Here is a 25,222-nt window from a genome sequence, read left to right as displayed (position 1 = left end):
GCAGTTCAGTCGGCACCTATCGCGCGTGATTGTCCTGGCGGGACTTGAAAAAGCGATCTCGCTGCCGCGACACCTCTTCGGACGCGGCGAGTCGATCGTAAATCGCACGCGCGGCGGCCAGGCCCGCCTCGAAATCAGTCGACTCGGCGGCTGCAGCGATGGCATCCAGACACTTGCTCTCTATCGCATCGCCACAGGCAAGACGTGCACGCGCCTGAGCGATAACGGGAACCGGATCGTGATCCGGCAATGGCAGCCGACTTATCAATGGCAACGCAGCGCTGCCGATTTTCTCTCGCGCCAGTTCGATCGCCAGACGCAACACGTGCTGCTCATCGCCCTCGACGATTCGGTCGAATAGTGCTGTTCCGGAGAACGTACTCGCGGTCACGATCTGCGCGCCAAGAATGAATTCGATCGATTCTGCGAGGCCCAGCAGACGCGGCAAACGCTGCGTCCCGGACAAAGGGATCACACCAAGCCTGCACTCCGGCAGCCCGATCTGCGCATTGCCCGCGACAAGCCGGTAATGGCAGACCAGCGCCGTTTCCAGCCCACCGCCAATGGCGAATCCGTGAATAGCGGCGACAACCGGCTTCTCGCTCGCCTCGATCACCGGATGAACGTGCAGCGATAACGCGGGGGCTGCCGCCGCAGCGGCCGTGCCGAATTCGCGGATGTCGCCGCCTGCCGAGAAGCCACGACCGCAGCCTTTGAGCACGATCGCTCGAACTTCCGGATCGTGCCGCGCCGCTTCGAACGCAGCGACGAGCCCGCGACGAACTCCGAGGTCCAGCCCGTTGACCGGCGGGTGGCCCATCGCGACGACGGCCACGTCGTCTTCTACGTAATACTCGACGTTCTCGAAGCGCTGAACGTTCCGGTTGTTCATCGATCGTTCGCCAGCCAACTCGGCATATCCGTCGGCCACGGATCCGCATATACCGCGTGCACACCCATTGCGGTCGTGTAGGCAAGATTCAGTACATTGCAAAACGCGACGAAGGCCAGCACGCGCAGCGCCGTGCGAACCGCAGAATGGCACTCGAGACGATCGACGCCTCGTTCGATCGCCGTGTAACCGTTGTTGTCGACGCTCATCAGTAGGAACGCAGAAGCCACGAAGGCGGACGGAAACAGCAGGAACTCGTAAACCGGAAACTGGTAGTAGTGACCGCCCCAGAAGGAAACACGCTGAAACGCGCCCGGCCATGCGTCGAATCCCATGAAGCGGCTGGCGGCGATATCGAGCAAACCCATCGTCATCCAGATGGCCGCAAAGCCCGCGAGCGTGAGTCCAACGTTACCTGCACGGGGCCAACGCTTGCGGACCGCACGCATCGCCCATAGCGCGACCACTGCGGTACCCGTGAAAGTGTAGAAATAGCTCGGTGCGTCTATCAGGATGGGCTCAGCAATGCGCGCATGTGGCGATTGCCAGAACGGAATGAAACGGCACCAACAGCCATAATTCAATGCATAGGCGTTATAGGTGAACATCGGACGAAGAAAGTCCAGCCACGGATCAAGCCAGTAGGCAGAGAGCCAGCCGATCATCATGAGACGCACCGCGTCGATGCGGCGGCTTTTGACGATTCCGTAGACGAACCATATTGCCACCGGAATCAACAGCAACACGCTGACCCATTGGTAATGGTCGATCGTCGCCTTCACGGATTCCGGAATCGTGTCCGTGCCCACATCGACGGGGCGAAAGTCCTCCGAACGAATCCATGCCACGTAGGCATGGATTTGCGCAAACGCGAAAAGCGCACCGAGCGCAGCCCACGCATACACCCTGTGCCAGGTCGTACTGCGTCGAGCGACCATCTCCGACATGCTTGCCTCCTCATCATCACACCATTCACATTTGTGAATGATGGTCTAAAAAATGTACCCTGCTGAGGAGGCAACGTCAAGCGCAATACGCAATGCCGGCTTCGATAGCGGCACGCCTGGCCGTGTCATTCAACGCCCCGAAGGTTGTTATCGGCCGATAAGGTCATGAATCTCGTGATCGAGCGCAGCCATTGCGAATCGCGGGGCAACTGCGCAATTGTTGACTTCCACCTGCCATTCCACCGGGTTCACGAGCCAGAAGAACAGCCCGTAGACGATGTGCCGCCGATACGCCTCGAGCGCGGTTTCAAATGACGGCGGCTCCTTCACCCCGTAAAACGCAAGCCGCTCGAGATAGTGCTCCAGCAACGCACGTTCCCATCGCGGTCGATCCGCAATGTCCAATGCTGAGATCAGGAAATACGTGACATCATGCGCCCACGGTCCGCGTCGATACGACTGCCAGTCGAGAAAACCGGGCGTGCCGTCGCGGTCGAAATACAGATTTCCGAGGTGAACGTCGCCGTGGAGAAGCGTCATCGGCCCGATTCGGTCGAAAGCGCGCAGATCGAGCAACGCGCGCTCCATCCAGTCCCGATCATGAAACCGCTTTGGCACGGCAGCCCCGCGCGGCAACTGCGTATAGCTTGCGAAAACATCGGGTTTCAACTGGCCCCAGTGATACGTGCCTGACTCGCCGTCGGGCAGCGGATCCTGCGGCGCCAGCCAGGCCAGTTCACCACCGCTGTCGAGTTCCGGCGATTGCCAGAACTGGGCGTGCCAACGTGCCTGCGCGTCCAGATTCGCCGCGGCCTGCGCAAATGTGAGCGGCTTTTGCACGCGGCAGAATTCAACGTTCCGCGAGCGTAGATCTTCGAGGATCACGATAGACTGCCCGCTTCGAGCGTCCGTCTCTGCGTAAAAGCAGGCCGGTACGTTCGCGTGCATGTGAGGATGGACTTCCTTGAAGAACCTCGCCTCGTATTCGTATATGTAGGCGTTCAGATTCCGATATTCTGGAACGAAACCGCCCTTCACGATCAACGACTCCGGCAGGCCTAGCTCGCGCCCCCTTGCGTTGTAGCCAGGATGCACCCTGACTTTGGTAGCGGTTCCGTACATCACATCGCTCACTGCGAGTGATTCGACCGTCACGCCCTCATGACCGCGCGCGAGCGCCGACGTCAGCCACGACGTCGTGATTTCCTCGACGTGTAAGGGGAGCCTTTCGGGAGCCGGGTTCGATATGTTCGCAACAAGCATGTTGACGCGCTCCTGAGCAGTGCATGTGAGTTCGCGCATGTTGCGCGGCACCTCCAGACGCTCGCAACAGGGGAAATCCCGGCTGGCGTCATTGTTTTAAATATAGAACACCGTACACGTTTGCGTACATACTTTCACTCCGGTACCGGCCTGGCAATCGCCTCGCCGCCCTGAAGACTCGCCGTCTCGCGCGCTCAGATTTGATGAAAATTATTCACTCTAATTGTTCCATACGGTAACCATTGTGCGTCGTGGGTTGTCGCTAGAATGCAGAAAAATCGACAATCCTTCAGGAGACAACCCGATGACCACGACCGTGCTTGAACGGCTATTCGGCATCAGCGGAAAAGTCGCTGTCGTGACCGACAAGGGACGCAATTCCAGTATCGATATTGCCCCTGTGCTGGCCGAAGCCGGCGCGAAGGTCGTGATCGCGGATCACAGCGCGGCACACATGCAGCCTGTCGTCGACAGAATCCTTTTGGCAGGCGGGGATGCTGTCGCGATCGAGACGGACGTGGAGCGCGAAGCCTCCGTGATCGCGTTGTTCGAACAGGCGAAGGCGACTTGGGGCAGCCCCGACATCGTGGTCAATTGCGCCGCGATGACCAATAACGGACCGCTCACGGATTTCACCGAAGCGGCCTGGGACGAAGTCATGTCGATCGACCTGAAGTCCGTTTTTTTTTGCATGCGAGAAGCGATCAAGCACATGCTCGCCGCGGGCCGGGGTGGCCGCATCGTGAACGTGACCACTATGGGAGCGATGCATGCCGTCCTCAACGGCAATGGCGCTTACGGCGCCGCGCGAGCCGGCGTAACGGGCTTGGCTCGCTCCGCGGCGCTCGACTATGCCTCCGAGCAGATCCTCGTCAACTGCGTGCTTCCAGGCGCCGTGCCCGGCAAGGTTCAGTTTCATCCCGACATGCAGGCTCGCCTGAAGAAAGGAAAGCTCACGGGCCCCGGCACGGATGCAGAGCGACGCTTGCCGCTTGGATGGGGAGATCCCGCCGACATCGCGGCGGCGGTCTTGTACCTTGTGGGTCCATCGGGCCGCTATATGACAGGCCAGTCGATTACGCTCGACGGCGGATTTCTGATTAGCTGAAGGTCCGCCAGGAAGCACAACTCTGAGCGACTACTCACACGGAGCATTCCATGTTTAGCGAAAACCAGATCGGCGCGCGCCTCGCGCAGATTTTCAATCTCACGGGAAAGACTTCCGTCGTTACCGGCTCTGCGCAAGGTCTAGGCCGCGAAACAGCGCGACTGCTTGCTGAGGCGGGCGCCAACGTCGTGATCGCCGACCTGAACCCGGATGTCGCGTCCGCCACTGCGGCGGATATCGAGGCAAACGGTGGCATTGTATTGCCATGCAAGGTGGACGTTGCGGACGAAGCCTCCGTCAAGGCACTCTTTGCAGCCATCGATGCAAAATTCGGTGCCGTAGACATTCTCGTCAACAACGCTGCCCACCGTTCGAAGGCTGAGTTTTTCGAAATGTCTGTGGAGCAGTGGGACCAGATGCAGGACGTCACGCTACGTGGCACTTTTCTGTGTTGCCGCGAGGCGATTACGCGCATGAAGGAAAAGGGCGAAGGTGGCTCGATCGTCAACATCTCCTCCGTCGGTGCGCTTCGCCCGACGTTGTGGGGCGTCAACGCCCACTACGACGCCGCGAAGGCCGGCGTGGACAGCATTACGCGAACACTGGCCAGCGAATTTGCGGTCGATGGAATTCGCGTCAATTCGATCCTGCCTGGCGGTATGGCCAGCGAGGGCGGCAAAAACATCAGCACCACGTTCAGGATACGCGGGCCGATCGTGGGCGCTGGCCGCGTTCCTATGGGGCGGATGGCCGCTCCAATCGAAGTCGCCCAGAGTGTGTTCTTTCTCGCAAGCCCCGCAGCGAGCTACGTCACCGGCCAGATCATCGCTGTGGACGGCGGCTTCACGGTCAGCTAGGCAACAGCCGCAACGATGTGCGCGCAGCAGTAAAAACTTAGGATACTGAAATGCCGAGGATTACTTTCATCGAGCATGACGACACGGAGCATACCGTCGAGGCGAATGCCGGCCAGTCGTTGATGCAGGCAGCCATCGAAAACTCGGTGCCTGGCATCCTCGCCGATTGCGGGGGCTACTGCAATTGCGCGACATGTCACTGCTATGTCGACGACATGTGGGCCGCAAGGATTCCACCCGCGAAGCACGCCGAACTGGATATGCTGAGCGGCGCCATCGATGCGAATAGCAACAGCCGGCTCGGTTGCCAGATTCGGGTGACCAATGAACTCGACGGATTAGTCGTGCGGTTACCCGCTTCGCAAACCTGATCAAAGCAACCGGTGAACACTCGTTCGCGGAGAACTCACATGTCCCATATCGCTGTCCCTCTCGTACCGGTTCCCGATCATGTACCTCAAGAACTCGTCGTAGACTGGGATTTCAGCAAGCCTCCCGGCGGCGAAGCCGACATTGTCGGCGCGTGGAAGCGCCTTCACGATGGTCCGGACATTGTCTGGACGCCGTACAACGGCGGTCACTGGATCCTCACACGAGCGGCGGATATCGAATTTGCGCAGCGCAATCACGACCCGTTCTCGATGCACGAGATCACGCTTCCCGCCAGCACGACGATGCAGATCTTGCCTCTGTCGGCCGACCCTCCCGAGCACGCAGACTATCGTGCGCTGATCAACCGCTTCTTCGCGCCGAAGGTTATCCGTGACATGGAGGGCGAAATCCGGGAACTGGCGGTCTTGCTTATCGAAGGTTTCAAGAAGAAAGGCCGTTGCGAATTCATGTCCGATTTCGCCATGAAGTTCCCGATCACCATCTTCATGCGACTCGTGAATCTCCCGCTCACCGATCTGGACGACCTGCTTGCGTGGACCGAGGCAAGCGTTCGAGCGAATGACCCAGAGCGTCGTGAGTGGTCGCAGCGCATGCTGTTCGGCTACCTTGAGAATATCATTCGCGATCGCCAAAAGGAGCCGGGAGCGGATCTGATCAGTGCAATCGTGAATGGAACGGTATTCGGACGACCTCTCACTGAGCAGGAAATACGCGGCATGATGGTCAACGTCATCTTTGGCGGACTCGACACTGTCGCGTCGACCATGGGTTTTGCCGTGCTCTATCTCGCGCGCAACCCAGCACATCGTCGCCAACTGGCGGAGCACCCGGAATTGGTGGGCAACGCCGTCGAGGAACTGCTGCGCATGTTTGCACCATCCAGCACAGGCCGTGTGATGACTCGCGACTTCGAATATAAGGGTGTCCGCTTCAAGGCGGGAGACCGGGTGTACGTCCGCCCACTGTTGCATGGCATGGATGAACGCAAGTTCCAGTGCCCAATGCATGCCGATTTCGCGCGCGCGAATGCATCCCAACATGCAGCCTTTGGCAACGGCCCCCATCGCTGTGCAGGGGCGCTGCTGGCCCGAAACGAGATTCGCGTTTTCCTTGAGGAATGGTTCCGGCGCATTCCCGATTTCGAACTTGATCCCGCAGGGCAGATTGGCTTTGAAGGGGGAATGGTAAATTGTGTGACACGCGTGCCGCTCGTTTGGAACTCCGATGTCCACCAGCTCAGCGCATAACGTTCGGAGTAGCCATATGGCGCTACGCCGTCATGCCACCTCGGCCATCTCCAGCCTGTTCGCCAGCGCGTCGCGGATCAGCGCGACCGGCCGCACGAGACGCCCCGGCAGCGCCCCGTGCACGAGCCAGACATTCAGGCCCGAGCGGAAGTCGGTCGCGTCGATGATCTGCAACTGGTCGCGCAGCGGGCTGCGCGCGAGCGCCTGCGGCGCGGCGAGCCCGACGCCCATGCCGCGCGCGACCAGCGAAAGCTGCAGTTCCGAACCGAAGGCCTCGACCGCGACGTTGAACGGCAGACCCGCCATGCCCATGGCCCGGCTCAGCGCCGAGCGCATCCCGCAGCCGTCCTGATTCAGTACCCACGGATGGTGCGCGAGCGCCGCGAGCGTGGTGGGCTCGTCGGGCAAACCAAACGAGCGCGCCGCGACCACGAGGGTCGGCGTGTAGCCGAGTTGGGTCGCGACCACGCCCTCCGGCGGCATCACCGCGGCGGGCAGCAGAATCACGGCCGCATCGAGCCGTGCGCGCTCGACCTCGTCGAGCAGGCCTGGCGACCAGCCCGCCCTCACGCGCAGCGTCAGCTTGGGAAACTCGCCGCGCAATTGATCGACGGGCTGTTCGAGCGCCAGTTCCGAGAGAAACGGCGGCACACCGAGCTTGAGCTCGCCGACGGGCTCGCTCGCCGGCGAGGCGACCGACATCAGGTCGTCGACCGCACGCAGGACCGAGCGCGCGAGGCCGTATACCTCGTTACCCGCGGCCGTGGGTTTGAGGGGCTTGCTCTGGCGATCCAGAAGCTCGATGCCGAGCGTCGTCTCAAGGTTTTGCACGCGGCGCGTGAGGCCCGGCTGCGTCAGGAACAGCCGCTCCGACGCCCGCACGAGCGAGCCGCTTTCGACCACCGCCACGAAGGCTTCCAGATCTCGAGTGTTCACAACGACTCCGCATAAAGATTATCGCGATAATTCAATTGTCGCATAACGTAACGCTCCCTACGATAGCTGGACCTGCCACGTTGCGGAGCCAATCGATGGAGCACCCTGCTGAAACCTGTACGCGTCCGATGGCGCGCGAGGCCGCCCCCACGAGCCACGCCAATCAGGCGACGCACACCACCCTCACCCTACCGATGACGCTATTCTTCGCCGCCGCAGTCGGCGTAATCGTCGTCAATCTGTCTGCGGCCCAGCCACTCGCCGGGCTCGTGAGCCATTCGCTGCGTTTGCGCCCGGAATTCGTCGGCGCGGTCGCCATGCTGCCGCAGCTCGGCTACGCTGCCGGTCTGCTGCTGCTCGTTCCGCTCTGCGATTTGCTGGAAAACCGGCGCCTGATTTTCCGCACGCTGCTTGCGTGCTCGGTCTTTCTGGCCCTCGCGGCACTGGCGCGCTCGGGCCCGCTCTTTCTCGCCGCGGCGTTCCTCGCGGGCGCGACCTCCAGCGTGATCCAGATGCTCGTGCCGATGGCCGCCTCGATGGCGCCTGAAAGCCAGCGCGGGCGGGCCGTCGGCAACGTGATGAGCGGCCTGATGCTGGGCATCCTGCTCTCACGGCCGCTCGCGAGCCTGATTGCGGGAACGCTGGGCTGGCGTGCGTTCTACGGCATCGAAGCGGGGGCGGATGCCCTGCTCGCCGTGGTCCTCTTTCTGCGCACGCCGCGCCGCATGCCGAGCGTGACGGCGCGCTACGCCGATCTGCTTTATTCGCTCTGGACGTTGCTGCGCACCGAGCGGGTTCTGCGGCGCAGCGCCTTCCTCGCGGCACTTGCACTAGGTGCCTTCTCGGCGTTCTGGACCGCCGTCGCGCTGCTGCTGTCGCAGCCGCCGTTTTCGCTCGGCATGAACGGCATTGCGGCGTTCGCGCTAGCGGGCGCGAGCGGCGCGATCGTCACGCCGCTCGCGGGCCGGCTGGGCGATCACGGCGTGGGGCGCGCGGTTCAATACGCCGCGCACGCGACGATGCTCGGCGCAGTCCTGCTGTTAGGCGTGGCGGGCGCGGGCTGGGGCGGTTTTGCACCCGCCGCGCATCCCGCGCTGGCGCTCGGCCTGCTCGTCGTGGGCGCGGCTGCGCTCGATGCCGGCGTCATCGCCGACCAGACGCTCGGGCGGCGCGCGATCAACCTGCTCAATCCCGCCGCGCGCGGCCGGCTCAATGCGATTTTCGTGGGGATGTTCTTCATCGGCGGCGCCGCGGGCGCGCTCATGGCCGGCGCGGCGTGGGCCACGGCGCGCTGGAGCGGCGTGTGCCTCGTTGCCCTCGGCTTCACGGTTGCGGTCATCGCGCTGGGCTTCGTTTATCGCGCGTCGCCGGCTTCTGCCCGCTAGCGGCCTGCCTGGTAGGTGGTCCAACGAAAAAGCCGCGGCTGATCCGGCCGCGGCTTTCCTGTGCCTGTGTCAAACCGTCATGCGCGCAGCGATACGCTCACGTCTGCTGATCCGACCCATCCGCGGGTTGCGCGGTGTTGTCGTCGGCGGGCTTTTCGTCTTCCTTCTTCTCGACTAGCTGCTCGACTTCCTTGGCGCCCTCGAAACCGGCAACCGCGGCGGCGGCCTTGGTCAGAAAGCCTGCGTTCGGATCGAGCTTCTCGGCGCCTTCCACAGCGGCAACCGCACCGGCAATTTCACCCACCTTGTCCAGAATGCCCATTTCATCCCTCCAGTTGAAACCCGCTCCGGGCTGACGAGGCGATATCTCGCCTCCCGTGCGCCGCCTTCCATCCAGCGAGCGCGCCGCTTCATTGTGTGCCTGCTCGATGGCCGCATCAATCATTAACTCATTAATCTGACAATAATTAACGATGTGATACACGAACATATATTGCGATGCGTCAATTGTTTGACTATAGTGAGGTTGTCTCCTCCATGTCTCCATTGGCATGGTTCAAGCCCGCATTCGCTGCGGGCTTTTCTTTTTCCCGCCCCGCATTCTCATGACACGCCGGATCACCTCTGGCCTGCTGGCCGCGGCCAGGCTCGCGCCTTCCGCTGGCATAATCGTCCCTTCGCCGTTTTCCAGCCCTCTTTGATCTCGCCGCTGCAATGAATCTGCATACCTGGTGGCTGTTCCTCGTCACCGTCTTCGTCGTCTGCGCCATCCCCGGTCCCAACATGTTGCTCATCATGTCGCACGGCGCGCAGTACGGACTGCGCCGCACGAGCGCGACCATGGCTGGCTGCCTTTCCGCACTGGTTCTGATGCTCGCCGTTTCGGCGGCCGGGCTCGGCGTGTTCCTGCAAGCGTGGCCGACCATGTTCAACGCGCTGCGCTTCATAGGCGCCGCGTACCTCGTCTACCTGGGCGTCAAGGCGTGGGGCGCACCCGTGCCCGAGGCCGCCGCCGATGTTGCAGAACGTGTGGCCGCGCGCCCCGTGCGCTCGCCGCTCGCGCTCTATCGCAACGGCTTTCTCATCGGTGGCAGCAACCCGAAAGCGATCCTCTTCGCGGCGGCGCTCCTGCCGCAGTTCATCGACGCGACCCGGCCGGTGCTGCCGCAGTTCGGCGTGCTCGTTGCAACCTTCGCCGTGTGCGAAGTGAGCTGGTATCTCGTCTACGCGGGTTTTGGCACGCGCATCGGCGCGACGCTCAAGAGCCGCCGCGTGGCAAAGGCGTTCAACCGCGTGACGGGCGGGGTGTTCGTCGGGTTTGGCGCGATGATGGCATGGATTCGGCAGTAGGGCTCGCGGGGCGGCGCGATGGTCGTGGCGCGCTTTCCCGAATGCAGGCACCAGGTCGACCGGCCAGTAGTCGCTGGTCCGACCTGTGGAGATGAGTAACGCTTCCACTCACGCGCAAATTAATCTGGACTACTACGGATAGGTGACTACCTGCTGCAGACCGAAGAGATTCGCACCGCACGTCGGCGAGGCCAGGGTTTTCCCACGTTATGCGAGTCTCGCATAGGGACATGCCACCTCCGCATCGTCCTTTTTTTGACCGCTTCTACCATCCGGTCTGACTCTGGTGTGACGCGTGGTCCATCCCGCTACCAATCGAATTCGGAGTCGTGGGATCGCCCGCTTTGTTCAGTTGAACCGCAACGTCGAAGTCGACGATGGCAAGAGCGGATTTGTCGCGTCGCTCGATCTCAATCCTGAGAAGGCCCGTTTGCTGACCCAACTGCTGATCGCCAATGGGATCACGTCGCCCGACCAGGTACAGGCAGCGTTTTCTGCAACTTACTGATCGCAACCGATGAGGATTGCTTCTGCATTGGGTCAGTGCGGGCGGCGTCGACACCATCGCGGACCTTCGCCAGGTCAGACGCAGTCCTCGACGCGACCTGGTGCAACGGTACCGGCGTAAGATCGGAACTTCCCGAAAACGCCATTTCACGTCCCAGAAGGCGGGCCATACGTATGGAAATCAAGTGGGTCGAGGACTTCATCGCCCTTGCTCAATACCAGAGCTTTTCACGCGCTGCGGAGTTCCGCAATGTGACCCAGTCCGGATTCAGCCGGCGCATTCAATCGCTGGAGCAATGGGTCGGGGCGGAACTGATCGATCGCAGCAGCTTCCCTCCCGTGCTGACGCCCGCAGGTCAACTCTTCCGCGAAGTCGCTGAAGATATCCTGAACAAACTCTTCGATACACGCGCCATCATCCGGACTGAAAAACGGATCGGCGGCAAGAGCCTCCAGATTGCCGCCGGCCACACCATCGCGCTGAATTTTCTGCCTGCGTGGCTCAAGGCGCTTTCCGCCCACTTCGGGGACGTGCGCGCGCGCGTGGTACCGGCCAATGTGCACGACTCGATCCTGTCGCTCGTGAATGGCAACTGCGAACTGATGTTCGCCTACCACCACCCTGAACTGCCCTTGCATCTCGATCCCGCGAGGTATCAGCATCTCACTGTGGGTATCGACACGCTCATGCCTGCCAGCAGGCCGAACCTGCGTTCCGCGCCGACGTATCGACTGCCCGGAACAGCAAAACAGCCATTGCCTCACATTTCATACACGGAAACGAGTTATTTTGGCCGCTGCCTTGCGGTGCTGCTCGCTCGAGCGCCCTCTGCGCCTTCCTTGTTGCTTCACTATGAATCGGACATGGCCGAGGTGCTCAAAAAAATGGTCATGGAAGGCGAAGGGATGGCATGGCTGCCAAAGAGCGCGATAGCCGCGGAACTGGAGGCGGGTGAACTGGTCCCCGCAGGCCCGACGCACTGGAATCTGGATATCGAGTTGCGCGTCTACCGCGACGCTTCGAATCGCAGCGAGTTTCTCGATACGCTCTGGCAGCATCTTCGCGCAGTTCTACAGACCGGCGTCTAGGGTTTTCCCGCGTTATGCAAAATTCGCATATGCACATGCAACAACAGCATCATCGCTTCCTTTGGCACCCCTAATATGCCTCCCAACGCTTGACCGAGGTCGCAGTCGATCTCGCTCCAGGCGTCTCTCAACGTACACCGGTCATGTCTCGACCACCTTGTGTCACTCAAGGACAGACGGAAATGAAAAATCGCCTCACCGTTTATATTGCCGTTGGCATGATACTGGGCGTCATTGCGGGCTACGCGTGCCACGCCAGCACATCTGACCCGGCGACACTCAAAGCCATTGCAGGATACTTCTCGATCATCACGGACATCTTCCTGCGTCTCATCAAGATGATCATCGCGCCACTGGTGTTCGTCACGCTGGTGTCGGGCCTCGCCGGCATGGACAGCGGCCAGGACGTCGGCCGCATCGGTTTGCGTTCGGTGGGCTGGTTCGTTTGCGCATCGCTGATTTCGCTTACGGTAGGCCTCGTCTTCGCCAATCTCCTGCACCCGGGGGCCGGCCTGCACATGGTGGCGGGTACAGGTGAAGTCGATACCGGCCTGAATACCTCGGCGCTGAACTTCAGGGACGTCCTGACCCACGCCTTTCCGACCAGCCTGCTCGACGCCATGGCGCGTAACGATATCCTGCAGATCCTGGTCTTCTCTGTCTTCCTCGGCCTGGGTCTGAGCGCAACAAAGCGTGACGCGCGCGTCAAGGTCGTGATCGAGATCATTGAAGGCATGGTGCCCGTCATGCTGCGCGTGACGAACTACGTCATGCGTGCGGCGCCGTTCGGCGTGTTCGGTGCGATCGCTTCGGCGGTGACGCTGCGCGGCCTCGACGTCATCTACACGTATGGCAAGCTGATTGGCTCCTTCTATCTGGGGCTGGTCGTGCTGTGGGCGATCCTGGTTTTCGTCGGCTATCTGTTCCTCGGCCGTGATGTCGGCGCGTTGCTCAAGGCAGTGCGTGAACCCGCGATGATCGCGTTTGCGACGGCGAGCAGCGAGGCGGCCTATCCGCGGCTGACCGAGCAGCTGGAGCGCTTTGGCGTCGACAAGAAAGTCGTCGGCTTCACGCTGCCGTTGGGCTATGCGTTCAATCTGGACGGCTCGATGATGTATCAGGCGTTTGCGGCCATCTTTATCGCCCAGGCGTTCGGGGTCGACATGCCGATCTCGCAGCAATTCTTCATGCTGCTCGTACTGATGCTCAGCAGCAAGGGCATGGCCAGCGTTCCGCGGGGCTCGGTGGTGGTGGTTGCGGCAGTGGCGCCGATGTTCCATTTGCCGGTCGAAGGGGTCGCCATGGTGCTTGCGATCGACCAGATCCTCGACATGGGCCGCACGATGACCAATGTGATCGGCAACAGCGTGGCGACCGCCGTGATCGCGAAATGGGAAGGTGCTCGCGAGAGCAAGGCTTCCGACTTCGTTGAGGATGGCGAACAGATTTTCGGTCCGGCGCAAGGTGGAGCGAAATGACTTCCGATGTCGCCGGCCACAAGCCCAAGTTCGGTATTGTCGGCGGCCTGGGGCCGCTGGCAAGCGCAGATGTCTTCTTCAAACTGGTGAAGGCGACGCCCGCATCGACTGATGCCGAGCACTTCGACGCAATCTTTCAGCAGTCGCCTTTTCCCAACTCGGGCTCCGGAAGCACCGCGACGACGGAACGCAAGCTCTATATCTTCGAGATGATCCGGGACTTCGAGAAGCGCGGCGTAACAACGGTCGTGCTGCCGTGCTTTCTCAGTCACACCTTCATCGACGAACTGCGCGCGAACACGCGCTTGCAGATCGTGGACATGATCGAGGCGGTTCGCAGCCATGTTCGGCGCAAGTTCCCGGGCGCAAGCCGTATCGGCATACTCGCCTCCGACTACACGCGGGAAAAGCGCTTGTTTGAACGGTACTTTGCGCCCCCCGAGTTCGAAGTCATCCACCCCCGATGCCACGAAGAATTCGATCCGGTCACGGAAGCGGTATATGGATCGGACGGCATCAAGAGTGGCAACCTGCGCGGGCGTCCGGTCGAACTGCTGCGCGAGGCTTGCCGCGATCTGATCGCGCAAGGCGCCCAGGTGATCGTGCCCGGCATGACGGAAATCGCCCTGGTCGCGGACGAAATCGGCCCGCTGGGCGTGCCGCTCGTCGATGCCAACCTCGCGTATGCGCAGTACGTCGTCTCTGGTGGTTACGGTTCGCCGTCGCACGCCTTCAAGGTTGGGGTCGTGGGCGGCGTGGGCCCCGCGGCGACGGTCGATTTTCTGCAGAAGATTGTCCGCAATACACGCGCCACGCGCGACCAGGACCACATCAAGCTGCTGGTCGAACAAAACCCGCAGATTCCGGATCGCACCGATAATCTGATTGGTGACGGCGCGGACCCGACGGTCTCGCTGTACGCGACGTGCAAGCGGCTCGAAGACGGCGGCGCGGACATCATCGCGATTCCGTGCAACACCGCGCATGCATTCGTCGAGCGGATCCAGCCGTACCTCAACATTCCGATTGTGAACATGTTGACGGTCACGGTTGGCTATCTGCGCACGACGTATCCGGCGCTTCGTGATGTCGGTGTGCTAGCGACATCGGGCACGATCGAGAGCGGGGTCTATCGAAAGGCGCTGGAATCGCAGGATCTTCGTCAGGTCGTGCCCTCCCCTGCGCTACAGGAGCGCGTGATGGAAGCCATCTACGGCAAACATGGCGTCAAGGCGGGATTGACGACGGGGCAGTGTCAGGAGGACATCGCCGCCGCGATGGAAGGACTGATTGCCGAAGGCGTTGAAGTCGTCGTCCTTGGGTGCACCGAACTCCCGCTCCTTTTGACCGGGAGTGAATTCGTGGGCAGCGGCGGCGCGCGCGTCAGGCTGGTTGATCCCACCGACGTTCTCGCGCGACGATGCATCGCGTACGCATTGTCGGCCGACGCGACCCTCGCTTGACCCGAATACTCTCCAACGGAGCAAAGCAATGTCCAATCGTTCTGAACGCATCGAACACGATCTTCTCGGCGACCTCGCCGTGCCCAATGAAGTCTATTACGGAGTCCATACGCTTCGTGCGCTCGCCAATTTCGCGATTACCGGCATTCCAATCTCGACTTATCCGAATCTGGTCAACGCCCTGGCGTTTGTGAAAGAAGCCGCGGCGATTGCGAACTGCGAATTACGGCTGCTCCCCGAGCACAAGATGAAGGCCATCGTTCACGCGTGCCAGCAGATTCGTGAGGGGATTGCGCACGACCAATTCGTCGTCGACGTGATTCAGGGCGGCGCCGGCACGTCGACCAACATGAACGCGAACGAGGTGATCGCCAATCTCGCGCTCGAACATCTTGGCCACGAACGAGGAGACTACGCGGTACTGCACCCAAACGAAGATGTGAATCTGGGGCAAAGCACCAACGACGTTTACCCGACTGCACTGAAAATCGCCACGTATATGGGCATCGCGCAACTGGTCGATGCGATGGGTGTCCTGCGCGCGTCGTTCGAACGGAAGGCAGTGGAGTTTCACGACGATCTGAAGATGGGGCGAACCCAGTTGCAGGACGCGGTCCCCATGACCCTGGGACAAGAGTTCAGCACCTTTGCGGTCATGCTCGAAGAAGATCAGGAACGTCTACGGGAAGCGTCGAAACTGATTTGCGAAATCAACCTGGGCGCCACGGCGATCGGCACGGGCATCAATACGTCGCCCGACTATGCGCCGCTCGTCTGCCGCCATTTGGCCAGTGTCACCGGTATCCCTGTGACGACGTCGCCCAATCTCGTGGAGGCGACGCAGGACGTCGGCTCGTTCGTGCAACTGTCGGGCGTGCTCAAGCGCGTGGCGGTCAAGCTCTCGAAGACCTGCAATGACCTTCGCCTGCTTTCGAGCGGCCCGCGCGCAGGCCTTGGTGAAATCAACCTGCCGCCGGTTCAGGCGGGCTCCAGCATCATGCCGGGCAAGGTCAATCCGGTCATTCCGGAGGTCGTGAACCAGATCGCTTTCGAAGTCATCGGCAATGACGTGACGGTCAGCTTTGCTGCGGAGGCCGGTCAATTGCAGTTGAATGCGTTCGAGCCGGTCATTGCGCACAGCCTGTTCAAGAGCGTTGCGCACCTGCGTGCGGGATGTCTGACCCTGGCATCGAGGTGTGTCGACGGCATCACGGCCAATCGCGAGCGGCTTCGTTCGCTCGTTGAAAATTCCATCGGCATCGTGACTGCGCTGAATCCGTACATCGGCTATACGAATGCGACCCAGGTAGCCCAGGAAGCGCTCGTATCGGGAAGGAGCGTCGCCGATATTGTCGTCGAGAGAGGCTTGCTCACGCGGGCGCAACTCGAAGACATTCTCAAGCCCACGATGCTGACGCAGCCGAGGCATCACCTGCCGCTTGCGTAGTTAGCGTACGCCGCCAGGCGAACACCGCCAGCGTATTCTAGTTGCGGCCTTGCGTACGGTAGAGTTCGTTGGCGCGCGTAAGATGGGCGCGCATCGCCGCCTCGGCGGCGTCGCCGTCACGGGCGGCGATCGCATCGACGATGCGTTGATGCTCGGTGAGTGTGAGTTCCTCGACGCCCGGCGCGCGCACGAGCGGCTGGTAGTATTCGCCCGCCCAGCGGAACAGCGACTCCACGATCGAGGGAAAAATCGGGTTGCCGCTGATCTTCGCAATTTCGCGGTGGAACGCCATGTCCCTCTCGATGAATTCCGCGAGATTGACCATGGACGCGCGATGCTGCGCCACGCTCAACTGAAGCCGTGCGACGTCTTCTTCCGTGGCCCGCTCGGCCGCCATGCGTGCGGTGCCGGTTTCGAGAAAAAGCCGCGCGTGCTTGAGGTGCTCGAGCATGTCCGGTTGGGTGCGCAGCAGATGCAGCGCGCCGCCAGCGATCTGGGCAATCAGGCGGTCTGCGGTCGGCACGACCACGCGGGCGCGCTCCCCATGCACGATCTCGACGATGCCGGAACGCTCCAGCGCCTGCAGTGCTTCGCGCACCGCCGGCCGCCCGACGCCGTATATCTCCATCAGCTCGCGCTCGGACGGTAACTGCGCGCCGGGCGCGATCTCGCCCGCACGAATGCGTTCCATGAGTCGATCGACGACTTCCTGATATAGCTTGCGACGTGGAATGATCTCGCCCATTGCAGTGGTACTGTAAACGTCTGGTGTAATGACAATACCACACCACGCCGCCGGCCACCACGTCACCGCTGGATCACTTCGCCTGCCCTTCGCGCACGGCGCCAAAGAAGTCGGCCTGGCCGATCTGTCCGCCCTTGAGCACGATTTCGAGGCCGTCGCGCGCAGCAGCGCTCGACCACGCTCTGCACAGCGGCGCACCGGGCGCCACGCCCGCCGTCACGCTGAGCGCGTCGATGCCCAGCGCGCCGGCGACCTCGCCCGAACTGTCACCACCCGCAACGACCACGCGCGTGACGCCGGTGCGATCGAGCATGCGCCGCATCACCGCCGCGAGCGCGCGGCCTACTTCGCGGGCGGCGTCCTGACGCGTGCGTCCGCAGCGCCGCGCGATCTCGTCGAAGCCGCGCACGACCGGGTCGTCCGGGCCCTCCGCGCTGTGGACGACGGCGCTGCTTCCGCTGATGATGGCTTGCGTAGCGGCACCTGCGGCCCGTTCGATTTCAGCGGGGCCCGCTTGCGGATCGAGGGCACGCGCGAGGTCGAGCCGATCCACGTGAAAACCGTGCTGACGCGCCCAGCCAATCTGCGCCGCGGTGACCGGCGAACAACTGCCGCTCACCACGCCGATCGCATCGACCGGGCTCGCCGCGGGCAACGACGGCGCAGCGGGCAGCCAGCCTCGCGAGCGCCAGTACGCGGCAAGCGCGTACTGGAGGCCCGATGACGAAGCCGTGAACACCCCTTCGCCGCGCGCTTCCCAAACGAGGCGGCCCGCTTCTGCCAACGTTTCGTCGTCGAGCACATCGATCAGCACGACGGGGGTATCCTCCGCCGATAGCATGCCCACGCGTGAGGCACCGTCCCCGGCGCGCAACTGAAGCATGTCGATGAGTTCGATGCGGCGCGACGTCTGCCGCGCGAGATGGCGGCGTAGATCCGCTTCGTCCATCGGCGTCACGGGGTGGCGCGACATCGTCGGATGACGGTCGAGGCGATAGCCGACGCCATCGACGGCTGCGAAGAGGTTGCCGAACACTTGATAGCGTTTCAGGCGCGGTGCGCCGATCACCATCGGCGACCAGTCTCCCGGCATGTACTGCGTGCCGATGTCGACCGCGGCGCCAATCGAACCCACCTCGGGCGACGAATCGAACGTGGAACACACCTTGTACTGCAGCACCGGCGCGCCGAGCGCGGCGAGGCTCGCGAACGCTTGCGGCAGCGCTTCGCGCATCCACGCGGCACTGCGCCCGCGCGACGATCCCGCGATACCCACGCAGCGCGCCTCGGGAAAGCGCGCGAGCGCCTCGGGCGTTGGCGTGTCGAGAAACAGGATGGTGGGGATGCCCGCGGCCGTCATGGCCTCCATCGCATCGGTCGACCCCGTGAAGTCGTCGCCGTAATACGCGAGTAGCAGGCCCTCGGGCAGGGACGCGTTGTTTGTTTCAGCCATCCCGTTGCTCACTTCCAGAAGCCGAGCGCCGCACGCAATGACGGATGCCTCTGCGCATGCTGCTCCAGCGGCACGCCTTCGATGGCGGCGCACCAGGCTTCGCGCAACGCATCGACGCCTGCGGCCACACCCTGCGGGTGACCGAAGATGCCGCCGCCCGCCGTATGGATGAGATCGGCGCAGCCGAGTGCAGCGTAGGTATCGGCGGCCTGCAGGCCGGTCTGCCCCGAGCTGAAAACAGGCATGGCCGGCATGGGGGCGCTCGCCATCACCGGTGCGAGCACGGCGCGCGCCGCAGCGATCACGCTGTCGTCGGGTTCGCTGAACTTGTTGCGCAGGCCGTTCACGTGCATGTGGTCCGCTCCGGCGAGACGCCAGATCATCTGCCACGGCGCGTAGTCCCAACCGAGCGCCGGACTGCGCGAGAGGTAGCCCCAGCCCGCCCGATGCGCGTGGATCGGCAACTGCGAATGCCGCCGCAATTCATGCAGGCCCACGATACCCACGGAATTGAGCACGGCCATCACGCACGTTCCGCCATGCGCGAGCACGAGATCGTGGCGCCGGCGCATCTGGTCGAGGTCGCCCGTGAGATTGAACGCCACCATCGCCTTCTTGCCGGTGCGATCGGCATGGTCGTTCACGACGCGCATCACGGCCTTCACGCGTTCGTCGAAGGGACAATGGGAGCCGTCGGCCTGTAGTTCGTCATCCTTGATAAAGTCGATGCCGCCCTCCACGAGCTCGCGCACCTGCTGCGCGGTTTCCTCGGGCGAAAGCCCCACGCTCGGCTTGATGATCGTGCCGATCAGCGGACCGTGCGCCACGCCCGTGAGCCGCCGCGTGCCTTCGATGCCGAACGCCGGCCCTGGATAGGCCGCCGCGAACGACTCAGGCAGTCGCAGCCCGGTGAGCCTCAGGCCCGACACCTGGCGCAGCTCGAACAGGTTGCCTGCAAAGGTCGACATCAGGTTCGGCAGCGACGCGCCGAAATTCTCCATCGGCCACGAGAGTTCGAGCGTACAGCGCGTGTATGCGTCTGAGCGCATCCCGCCGGGCAGGCTCGGCGCGTCCACGGTTTCCAGCACGTCGAGGCGCTCGACCCGCGCGCCCGAGCGCGCCTTCAGCTCCGGTGTTTCGTTTGGCAGTGCGACGAAAGTGCCGCTCGACTGCTCTCCGGCGATGACGTCGGCGGCACGCCGCGGATCATCGCCGGTTTCCAGCCAGTAAGTCGCGTGAATACGTTCGGTCACGGTGCGATTCCTGTTTCGGGTCAGGTGATGCGGCGAATGCTCTCGGCGATCTCGGCGCGGTCGAATACGCCCTTCCAGTCGTCGCGCATGAGGCGCGGCTTGCCGAATTCGATCGCCTTGTTGCAGGCGTCGGAGAACGCGCCGGGTATCTCGTTGAAGATCACCGCGCTCAGGATGTTCATGTGGCCGAGCAGGAAGTCGCGCGCGGCTTCCCTGGGCACACCGCGCTGGATGGTCTCGTCCATCGCTTCGCGCATCACGTACAGCAGCGTCGCGCAGACCGTTTCGGAGAGACCCGGCTCGAGCATGGCCATCTGATCCACGCTCAGGCGATACGAGCGCAGAATCGGCGCGTAGATCGTTTTCGCCACATCCTCGCCGAGATCGAACGCCGAGTCCGGTCCCTGCATCAGCGCGCTCGTGATCGACTGCTTGGCGTATGCGCCGCCGAAATGATCGTGAAGCGACTTTTCATCGACATCGTAGTTAAAGATGATCGGATGGCACGGATGTGCAACGAAGTACGTGAGATCGGGCCGCTCCGGCAGATGGCCCGCAAACGGCGCGGCGGCGTCGAGCGTCATCACCATCGTGCCGGCCTTCAGCATGGGCGAGATTTCGTGGCTCAGCTTGCCGATCAGCGTATCGGGCACGGCGAGGATGACGACCTGCGCGCCGTCGAGCGCCGCTTCGACCGACACGCACTCTATGTTCAGTTCATCCTTGAGGCGCTTGCGCCCCGCTTCGCCGACTTCCACGTGCGCCACGCGATAGTCCGACTTCTGCAAGTTGCCCGAAAGGCGAAAGCCCATCTTTCCGCCGGCGCCAAAGAGCGCAATTTTCTCTTTCATGTTCATCCTCCTTGCCAGGTCCGTGAGTCCAGCTTCGATCAATTCGCGGCGAGCGCGTGCTCGCGCTCACGCGATGCGCGCGGCTCGCGGGCAAAGGCCAGCGCGAGCACGGCGCTCAGCAGCATCAAGGCGCCGACGACGAACATCGGCGCGTGGTAAGAGCCGGTTGCATCGTGCATGGCGCCCGTCACGTAAGGCGCGACGAAGCCCGCCACATTGCCGACCGTGTTGATGAGCGCGATGCCCGCAGCGGCGCCCGCGCCCGAGAGCGAGCGGGCCGGCAGCGTCCAGAAGCACGGCAGCGCGGCGAACACGGCGCAGGCCGTCACCGTGATGACGGCAATGCTTGCTGCCGGCGACTTCATGTAGAGCGTGACCGGAATGCTCAGCGCGCCAACAAGCGCGGGAATCCCGACGTGCCAGCCGCGCACGCCGCGACGCGTGGCGTCGCGGCTCCAGACGAAGAGCGCGATGGCGGCGGGCAGATACGGAATGGCCGTAATGAGCCCCTTCTGGAACACGTTGAAGTGCGTGCCGAACTGCCCTTCGAATCCGCCGATGATGGTCGGCAGGAAAAACGCGAGCGCATAGAGGCCGTAGACGAGCCCGAAGTACATCAGCGAAAACATCCACACGCGAGGGCTCAGCAGGGCCGCCCCCGCATGCGCGCCGTGACGCATCGCGCCCGCTTCTTTCGTGCGCGCCTCCGCTTCGAGTTCCGCGTTGAGCCACGCCTGTTCGTCGCGTGTGAGCCAGCGCGCCTGCGAGGGACGGTCGCTCAGATAGAACCATGCGATCACGCCCACCACGATGGCCGGCAAGGCCACGCCGATGAACATCACGCGCCACCCCGCGAGCCCGAACCACCCATGCGCCCCGATGAGCAGCGCGGCGAACGGCGCACCGATCACGATGGTGAGCGGCTGCGCGAGATAGAACAGCGCGAGGATATGGCTGCGATGGCGCTGCGGCACCCAGTTGCTGAGAAAGAGGATCGCGCCGGGGAAAAAGCCCGCTTCCGCCACGCCCAGCAGGAAACGCAGCACGTAGAGCGAGGTCGCGCTGTTGACCCACGCAAGCAGGAGCGCGACCACGCCCCACGTCACCATGATGCGCGCGAGCCAGCGGCGCGCGCCGTAGCGATGCAGCGCCAGGTTGCTCGGCACTTCGAGAAAGATGTAGCCGATGAAGAACACGCCCGCCGCGAATCCGAACTGCGCCGCGTCGAGACCGAGGTCGTGCGCCATGCCGTTCGGGCCGGCAAACGAGATCGCGGTGCGGTCAAGGAAGTTGATGAAGAACATCAAGGCGACGAACGGCACGAGGCGCAGCGAGACCTTGCGGATCGTCGGACGTTCGAAAGCGGATTCGGCTTTACCTGAAACGGCTTGCATGCGTTTGCTCCCGCGAGTGATCCGATGCTGATTAACAGATCATATGTGCTGGTATGATGAGTAGACCATCTTGACGGAACGACTACACCTGGTATTTCCACCGACATGCCTGTACGCCGCGGCGCTTATGCGCCGCGGACGCTACGTCAACACCGCGCGCGAAGAGGCGAACACACAGGCAAACGGCCGCAGCGTCATCGCAACACCGGGCGACAGCGTCCATGGCCCGGGTGCGTCGGCCCCCCCGCCCAACGTGCATTCGTCGAGGCTCGTCGCCTGCAGCGATGTGGGTATCGCCTCGTCGAATTCGAGCTGAACCTCGCGTGGCTCGCTCGTCAGATTGGCCAGCACGAGTTCGATCGCGCCGTCGGCGTGGCGTCCTGCGAGGCACGCGATACGGGCGACATGGCCGCTTCGCGTGACGTGCAGGCGCGACGCTCCCGCCATACGAGCCAATGCCTTCGCGACATCGAGAACCGGATAGCGCGCGGGCGTGTGGCCTTCCACATCGGCAAGCCCGCGCGGCCCTGTCAAGGCACCGAGCGTGAGCGTTTCGATTCCCGCGCCTTCGAGCGCGGCCGCATATCCGGCGAGCCAGGCGGCACCGAATAACGCGCGCTGGCGCGGGTCGTTGGCGGCCATGGCCACGCGTTCGCCTCCGGGATTCGGCATCACGCGCGAACCGTATGGGTTCTGTCGCATGCCGATCGAGACCGGCCCGATCGCGTAGGGCTGCCCACCGATCAGCGCGCGGCAAGAGCGCGTGATGTCGGGAATGGTCTCGAGCGTCTGCATCACACTGCGGTCGTCGGCGGCGTGCACGATGGGACACGTCGCATGGGTGACCCAGTCGACCAGGTCGAGCGGCGGCCGCTTGCGGTTCAGCTCCGTGAAGTAGCTCAGCATGCCGCCGCCAAGGCGTAGCCTGGGGAACGCACGGCGCGCCTCGCGATAGACTTCGTCGAGCGCGGGACACGGCGGGCTCACGCTGCCCGGCGGGTTCGACTGCCGATGCACGGCCGGGCTCACCACGATGCCCGTCAAGGCGAGGCCCGCCTGGTCGATCTGGGCGGCGAGGCACGAGAGTTCCACATGCGGCGCCTCGATACCGGGCAAGGCAAACTCCAGCACGGCTGCCACGCCGCTTTCGCGCTGCAACTGTGCAAAGCGTTCAAGCTCGGCCACGCCATCGCCCGCAAGCGGGTCGTAGCTCAGCGTCAATTGCTGCGGCCCGAGTTCTGCAAGCAACACGAGATTCGCGAGCGCCGCTGCGGCGTCGTGTGTGGCAATGGCTACGCCGATCGCCGGCATGGTTTCGTGCTGCCCGAGATTGCCAGAAGCGATTTCGATCTTGTCGGCACGCGCCTCTCGTGTGGCTTCTGCTTTCCCCGTCGCCTGACGCGTACCGGCCACGCTTAGCGTCACCGTCTGCGCGAACGCTGCGCCCTTTTCCAGCGTATAGGGCCACGGCAGTTCAAGCGGGCGTGAATAGGTCTTGAACGAAGCATCGGACCAGTTGCGCTGGTCTTCCATCTCGAACACGTCGCCCGTGAAGGTGCAACGCACCGTCAATCCATTCGACAGATCATGTTCGATTGCCGCGATGTCCTTGAAGGGCTGCCACGGATCGATCAGTGCCGGGAAGGCCGCGCTTTCACGACTGCCGTCGCCGTGCTCCACGCGCGCGGGCGCACCGGCTACGCCGTCGATGGGATGGAGCACGCAAAATCCGCAGCGGGCCGCCAGAAAATCGGCATGCGCGGTGACGTCACAACGAAACGTGAGGGCGCCGTTGGCTGAACACGCCATGGCAAGCGCATAGCTGAGTGCGTGTCCTTCCGGATTCGCACAGCGCGCGTCGTACGCAACGTGAAAGCCGCCCGCCGTCTCTTCGACATCGATGCGTTCGATGTCGGGGCGGCACGTGCCCCAGTCCTTGTCCCGCACGAGAAATGACACGCCGCGTATGACTTCGGTGCCTTGATAGCGGATGTCATGCAATGCGCCGTCGATCAGCCACGCCGACCACGGTCCCGCTTCGAGGCGGCGCCCCGGGGTCACCGGCTGCTGCGTGCCGTAGTAGATCGCGTTGCTCATACCATTGCTCATGACGCCGCCTCTCCCGGCACGACGCTGCGCCGCTCGCGCGCCGAATGATACGTGGCCTCCACAAGCTCCAGCGTGCGCAGATTATCGCTACCGCTCGTGGCCGGCTCGACGCCGCGCCGCAGGCAATCCACCCAGTGCGACTGGATGCTGAACACGCTGCCCTGGATCGCCACCCAGGGCTCGCTCGTCCACGAGAGCGCACGCGGTGCGACGTTGCGCAGCTCGGAACCTGCTCGCGTGTGGATCTGCAGCTGGTAGTCGGCAAAGAGCCGCAGAGAACCCTCGGCGCCGTCGACTTCGATGAGCGTCTGCGGAAAGAGCTCGCGCGGCAACCGCGTCGCGTAGCTGCAATCCACCACGCTGCTCATGCCGTTTTCATGCGCGAGCAGGATCGTCGCGACGTCCTCGCCGCGAATCGAGGGATTCACGCGCGCGGTCGTGGCGCTCACGCGCGCCACGTCGCCGAACAGGAAGCGCGCGACGTCGAGAATGTGGATGCCGAGATCTTCGACGATAAAGCGCTCGCCCTGCGCCAGATAGGGCTGGCCGCTAAACACATCGTATGCCGAACGAAACGACACGCGCCCCCAGAACGGCTGCCCGATCGCCCCCTCGCGCAGCACCCTTCCCACGGCCTGGATCGCGCTCTGCCAGCGAAAGTTTTCGTGAACCATCAGTGGCACGCCGGCCTCGTGGCACGTTTGAACCATAGCGCGCGCATCGGTGAGCGAGGAAGCGAACGGCTTCTGGCAAATCGTCGCCACGCCGGCCGCCGCCGCAAGCTCCACGAGCGCGCGGTGACTCGGCACGGTGGTCGCGATATCGACGAAATCGAGCCGCTCTTCACGCAGCATCGTGGCCGCGTCCGTGTAACGCCGTTCGATGCCAAACCTGTCGCCGACTTCGTCGAGGCGCGTACGGTTCGCGTCACACAGCGCGACGATCCGTGCGCCGTCGACGTCCTGCCACGCATGCAGATGATTGAGCGAGAAGAATCCGCAGCCGATCAACGCGCCCTTCAATTGCGCAGGTGTTGCACTCGTGGTCACACTCAT

At 63.0% G+C, this 25,222-nt stretch carries 22 protein-coding genes and 1 pseudogene; 11 read left to right on the top strand and 12 right to left on the bottom strand.

What is annotated here, in order from left to right; genetic code table 11:
• Nucleotides 1-16: 16 nt before the first annotated feature.
• From AB3X99_RS13395 to AB3X99_RS13385, 3 genes are all read right to left on the bottom strand, one after another.
• Nucleotides 17-892 carry an enoyl-CoA hydratase-related protein gene (locus AB3X99_RS13395; protein WP_368617173.1) on the bottom strand — a complete coding sequence of 292 codons (876 nt, stop codon included), beginning with the start codon at nt 890-892 and terminating at the stop codon, nt 17-19.
• On the bottom strand, nt 889-1,839 hold the full coding sequence (locus AB3X99_RS13390) for a spirocyclase AveC family protein (RefSeq protein WP_342947332.1): 951 nt from the start codon (nt 1,837-1,839) through the stop codon (nt 889-891). The genes AB3X99_RS13395 and AB3X99_RS13390 overlap by 4 nt, the downstream gene beginning before the upstream one ends.
• Before the next feature lie 147 nt (nt 1,840-1,986).
• Nucleotides 1,987-2,973 carry a phosphotransferase gene (locus tag AB3X99_RS13385; protein ID WP_368617172.1) on the bottom strand — a complete coding sequence of 329 codons (987 nt, stop codon included), beginning with the start codon at nt 2,971-2,973 and terminating at the stop codon, nt 1,987-1,989.
• Nucleotides 2,974-3,406: 433 nt separating this feature from the next.
• Here AB3X99_RS13385 and AB3X99_RS13380 point away from each other — a divergent pair, with 433 nt between their 5' ends.
• From AB3X99_RS13380 to AB3X99_RS13365, 4 genes are read left to right on the top strand one after another with little or no spacing between them, the layout of a single operon-like run.
• Nucleotides 3,407-4,210, top strand: coding sequence for an SDR family NAD(P)-dependent oxidoreductase (locus AB3X99_RS13380; RefSeq protein WP_368617171.1), 804 nt, complete (start codon nt 3,407-3,409; stop codon nt 4,208-4,210).
• Nucleotides 4,211-4,260: 50 nt separating this feature from the next.
• Nucleotides 4,261-5,067: an SDR family NAD(P)-dependent oxidoreductase gene (locus tag AB3X99_RS13375; RefSeq protein ID WP_368617170.1), complete on the top strand. Its 807-nt coding sequence runs from the start codon at nt 4,261-4,263 to the stop codon at nt 5,065-5,067.
• A gap of 50 nt (nt 5,068-5,117) precedes the next feature.
• The gene (locus tag AB3X99_RS13370) at nt 5,118-5,438 is read left to right on the top strand and encodes a 2Fe-2S iron-sulfur cluster-binding protein (protein ID WP_069266483.1); all 321 of its coding nucleotides are present in this window, start codon (nt 5,118-5,120) and stop codon (nt 5,436-5,438) included.
• Between the two features lie 39 nt (nt 5,439-5,477).
• On the top strand, nt 5,478-6,707 hold the full coding sequence (locus AB3X99_RS13365) for a cytochrome P450 (RefSeq protein ID WP_342947327.1): 1,230 nt from the start codon (nt 5,478-5,480) through the stop codon (nt 6,705-6,707).
• A 30-nt stretch (nt 6,708-6,737) separates the two neighbouring features.
• Here the strand turns inward: AB3X99_RS13365 and AB3X99_RS13360 are convergent, their stop codons facing one another.
• Nucleotides 6,738-7,643: a LysR family transcriptional regulator gene (locus AB3X99_RS13360; protein WP_368617169.1), complete on the bottom strand. Its 906-nt coding sequence runs from the start codon at nt 7,641-7,643 to the stop codon at nt 6,738-6,740.
• Between the two features lie 128 nt (nt 7,644-7,771).
• Between AB3X99_RS13360 and AB3X99_RS13355 the strand changes: the two genes are divergently transcribed.
• On the top strand, nt 7,772-9,028 hold the full coding sequence (locus AB3X99_RS13355; RefSeq protein WP_256094879.1) for an MFS transporter: 1,257 nt from the start codon (nt 7,772-7,774) through the stop codon (nt 9,026-9,028).
• A 97-nt stretch (nt 9,029-9,125) separates the two neighbouring features.
• Here the strand turns inward: AB3X99_RS13355 and AB3X99_RS13350 are convergent, their stop codons facing one another.
• Nucleotides 9,126-9,350, bottom strand: a complete 225-nt coding sequence (locus AB3X99_RS13350) for a hypothetical protein (RefSeq protein ID WP_028205419.1) — start codon at nt 9,348-9,350, stop codon at nt 9,126-9,128.
• Nucleotides 9,351-9,742: 392 nt separating this feature from the next.
• Between AB3X99_RS13350 and AB3X99_RS13345 the strand changes: the two genes are divergently transcribed.
• The 6 genes and pseudogenes from AB3X99_RS13345 to aspA all read left to right on the top strand — a co-directional run bounded on the left by AB3X99_RS13345 (nt 9,743) and on the right by aspA (nt 16,362).
• Complete coding sequence (locus tag AB3X99_RS13345; protein ID WP_368617168.1) at nt 9,743-10,378, top strand: LysE family translocator; 636 nt, start codon at nt 9,743-9,745, stop codon at nt 10,376-10,378.
• Nucleotides 10,379-10,721: 343 nt separating this feature from the next.
• A pseudogene (gene ansB, locus AB3X99_RS13340) lies at nt 10,722-10,886 on the top strand (L-asparaginase 2); the annotation flags it as partial.
• Between the two features lie 173 nt (nt 10,887-11,059).
• Nucleotides 11,060-11,974 (top strand): LysR substrate-binding domain-containing protein, encoded by a 915-nt coding sequence (locus tag AB3X99_RS13335; protein ID WP_368602245.1) that lies wholly within the window; start codon nt 11,060-11,062, stop codon nt 11,972-11,974.
• Between the two features lie 182 nt (nt 11,975-12,156).
• The gene (locus AB3X99_RS13330) at nt 12,157-13,452 is read left to right on the top strand and encodes a dicarboxylate/amino acid:cation symporter (protein ID WP_368617340.1); all 1,296 of its coding nucleotides are present in this window, start codon (nt 12,157-12,159) and stop codon (nt 13,450-13,452) included.
• The gene (locus AB3X99_RS13325) at nt 13,449-14,915 is read left to right on the top strand and encodes an aspartate/glutamate racemase family protein (protein ID WP_368617167.1); all 1,467 of its coding nucleotides are present in this window, start codon (nt 13,449-13,451) and stop codon (nt 14,913-14,915) included. Before AB3X99_RS13330 ends, AB3X99_RS13325 begins: the two co-directional genes overlap by 4 nt.
• A gap of 28 nt (nt 14,916-14,943) precedes the next feature.
• A complete protein-coding gene (aspA, locus tag AB3X99_RS13320; protein WP_368617166.1) occupies nt 14,944-16,362 on the top strand; it encodes an aspartate ammonia-lyase in 1,419 nt (472 codons plus the stop codon).
• Between the two features lie 37 nt (nt 16,363-16,399).
• Here aspA and AB3X99_RS13315 read toward each other — a convergent pair whose 3' ends face one another.
• The 7 genes from AB3X99_RS13315 to AB3X99_RS13285 form a co-directional block, all read right to left on the bottom strand.
• A complete protein-coding gene (locus tag AB3X99_RS13315) occupies nt 16,400-17,107 on the bottom strand; it encodes a transcriptional regulator NanR (protein ID WP_069266474.1) in 708 nt (235 codons plus the stop codon).
• A gap of 73 nt (nt 17,108-17,180) precedes the next feature.
• The gene (gene oiaK / locus AB3X99_RS13310) at nt 17,181-18,560 is read right to left on the bottom strand and encodes a 3-oxo-isoapionate kinase OiaK (protein ID WP_368617165.1); all 1,380 of its coding nucleotides are present in this window, start codon (nt 18,558-18,560) and stop codon (nt 17,181-17,183) included.
• Nucleotides 18,561-18,568: 8 nt separating this feature from the next.
• On the bottom strand, nt 18,569-19,813 hold the full coding sequence (locus AB3X99_RS13305) for a ribulose-bisphosphate carboxylase large subunit family protein (RefSeq protein WP_368617164.1): 1,245 nt from the start codon (nt 19,811-19,813) through the stop codon (nt 18,569-18,571).
• A gap of 20 nt (nt 19,814-19,833) precedes the next feature.
• Nucleotides 19,834-20,664 carry a phosphogluconate dehydrogenase C-terminal domain-containing protein gene (locus AB3X99_RS13300; protein WP_069266471.1) on the bottom strand — a complete coding sequence of 277 codons (831 nt, stop codon included), beginning with the start codon at nt 20,662-20,664 and terminating at the stop codon, nt 19,834-19,836.
• Nucleotides 20,665-20,702: 38 nt separating this feature from the next.
• On the bottom strand, nt 20,703-22,058 hold the full coding sequence (locus AB3X99_RS13295) for an MFS transporter (RefSeq protein WP_368617163.1): 1,356 nt from the start codon (nt 22,056-22,058) through the stop codon (nt 20,703-20,705).
• A gap of 141 nt (nt 22,059-22,199) precedes the next feature.
• Nucleotides 22,200-24,167: a hypothetical protein gene (locus AB3X99_RS13290; RefSeq protein ID WP_368617162.1), complete on the bottom strand. Its 1,968-nt coding sequence runs from the start codon at nt 24,165-24,167 to the stop codon at nt 22,200-22,202.
• Nucleotides 24,164-25,222, bottom strand: a complete 1,059-nt coding sequence (locus AB3X99_RS13285) for a Gfo/Idh/MocA family protein (protein WP_368617161.1) — start codon at nt 25,220-25,222, stop codon at nt 24,164-24,166. Before AB3X99_RS13285 ends, AB3X99_RS13290 begins: the two co-directional genes overlap by 4 nt.

It is taken from the genome of Paraburkholderia sp. BR10882 (genome assembly GCF_040948855.1).
In the GTDB taxonomy this organism is placed as follows: Bacteria; Pseudomonadota; Gammaproteobacteria; order Burkholderiales; family Burkholderiaceae; genus Paraburkholderia; species Paraburkholderia nodosa_A.
The sequence above is the reverse complement of the archived record's forward strand: the minus strand, read 5'-3'. Positions and strand labels throughout refer to the sequence as shown.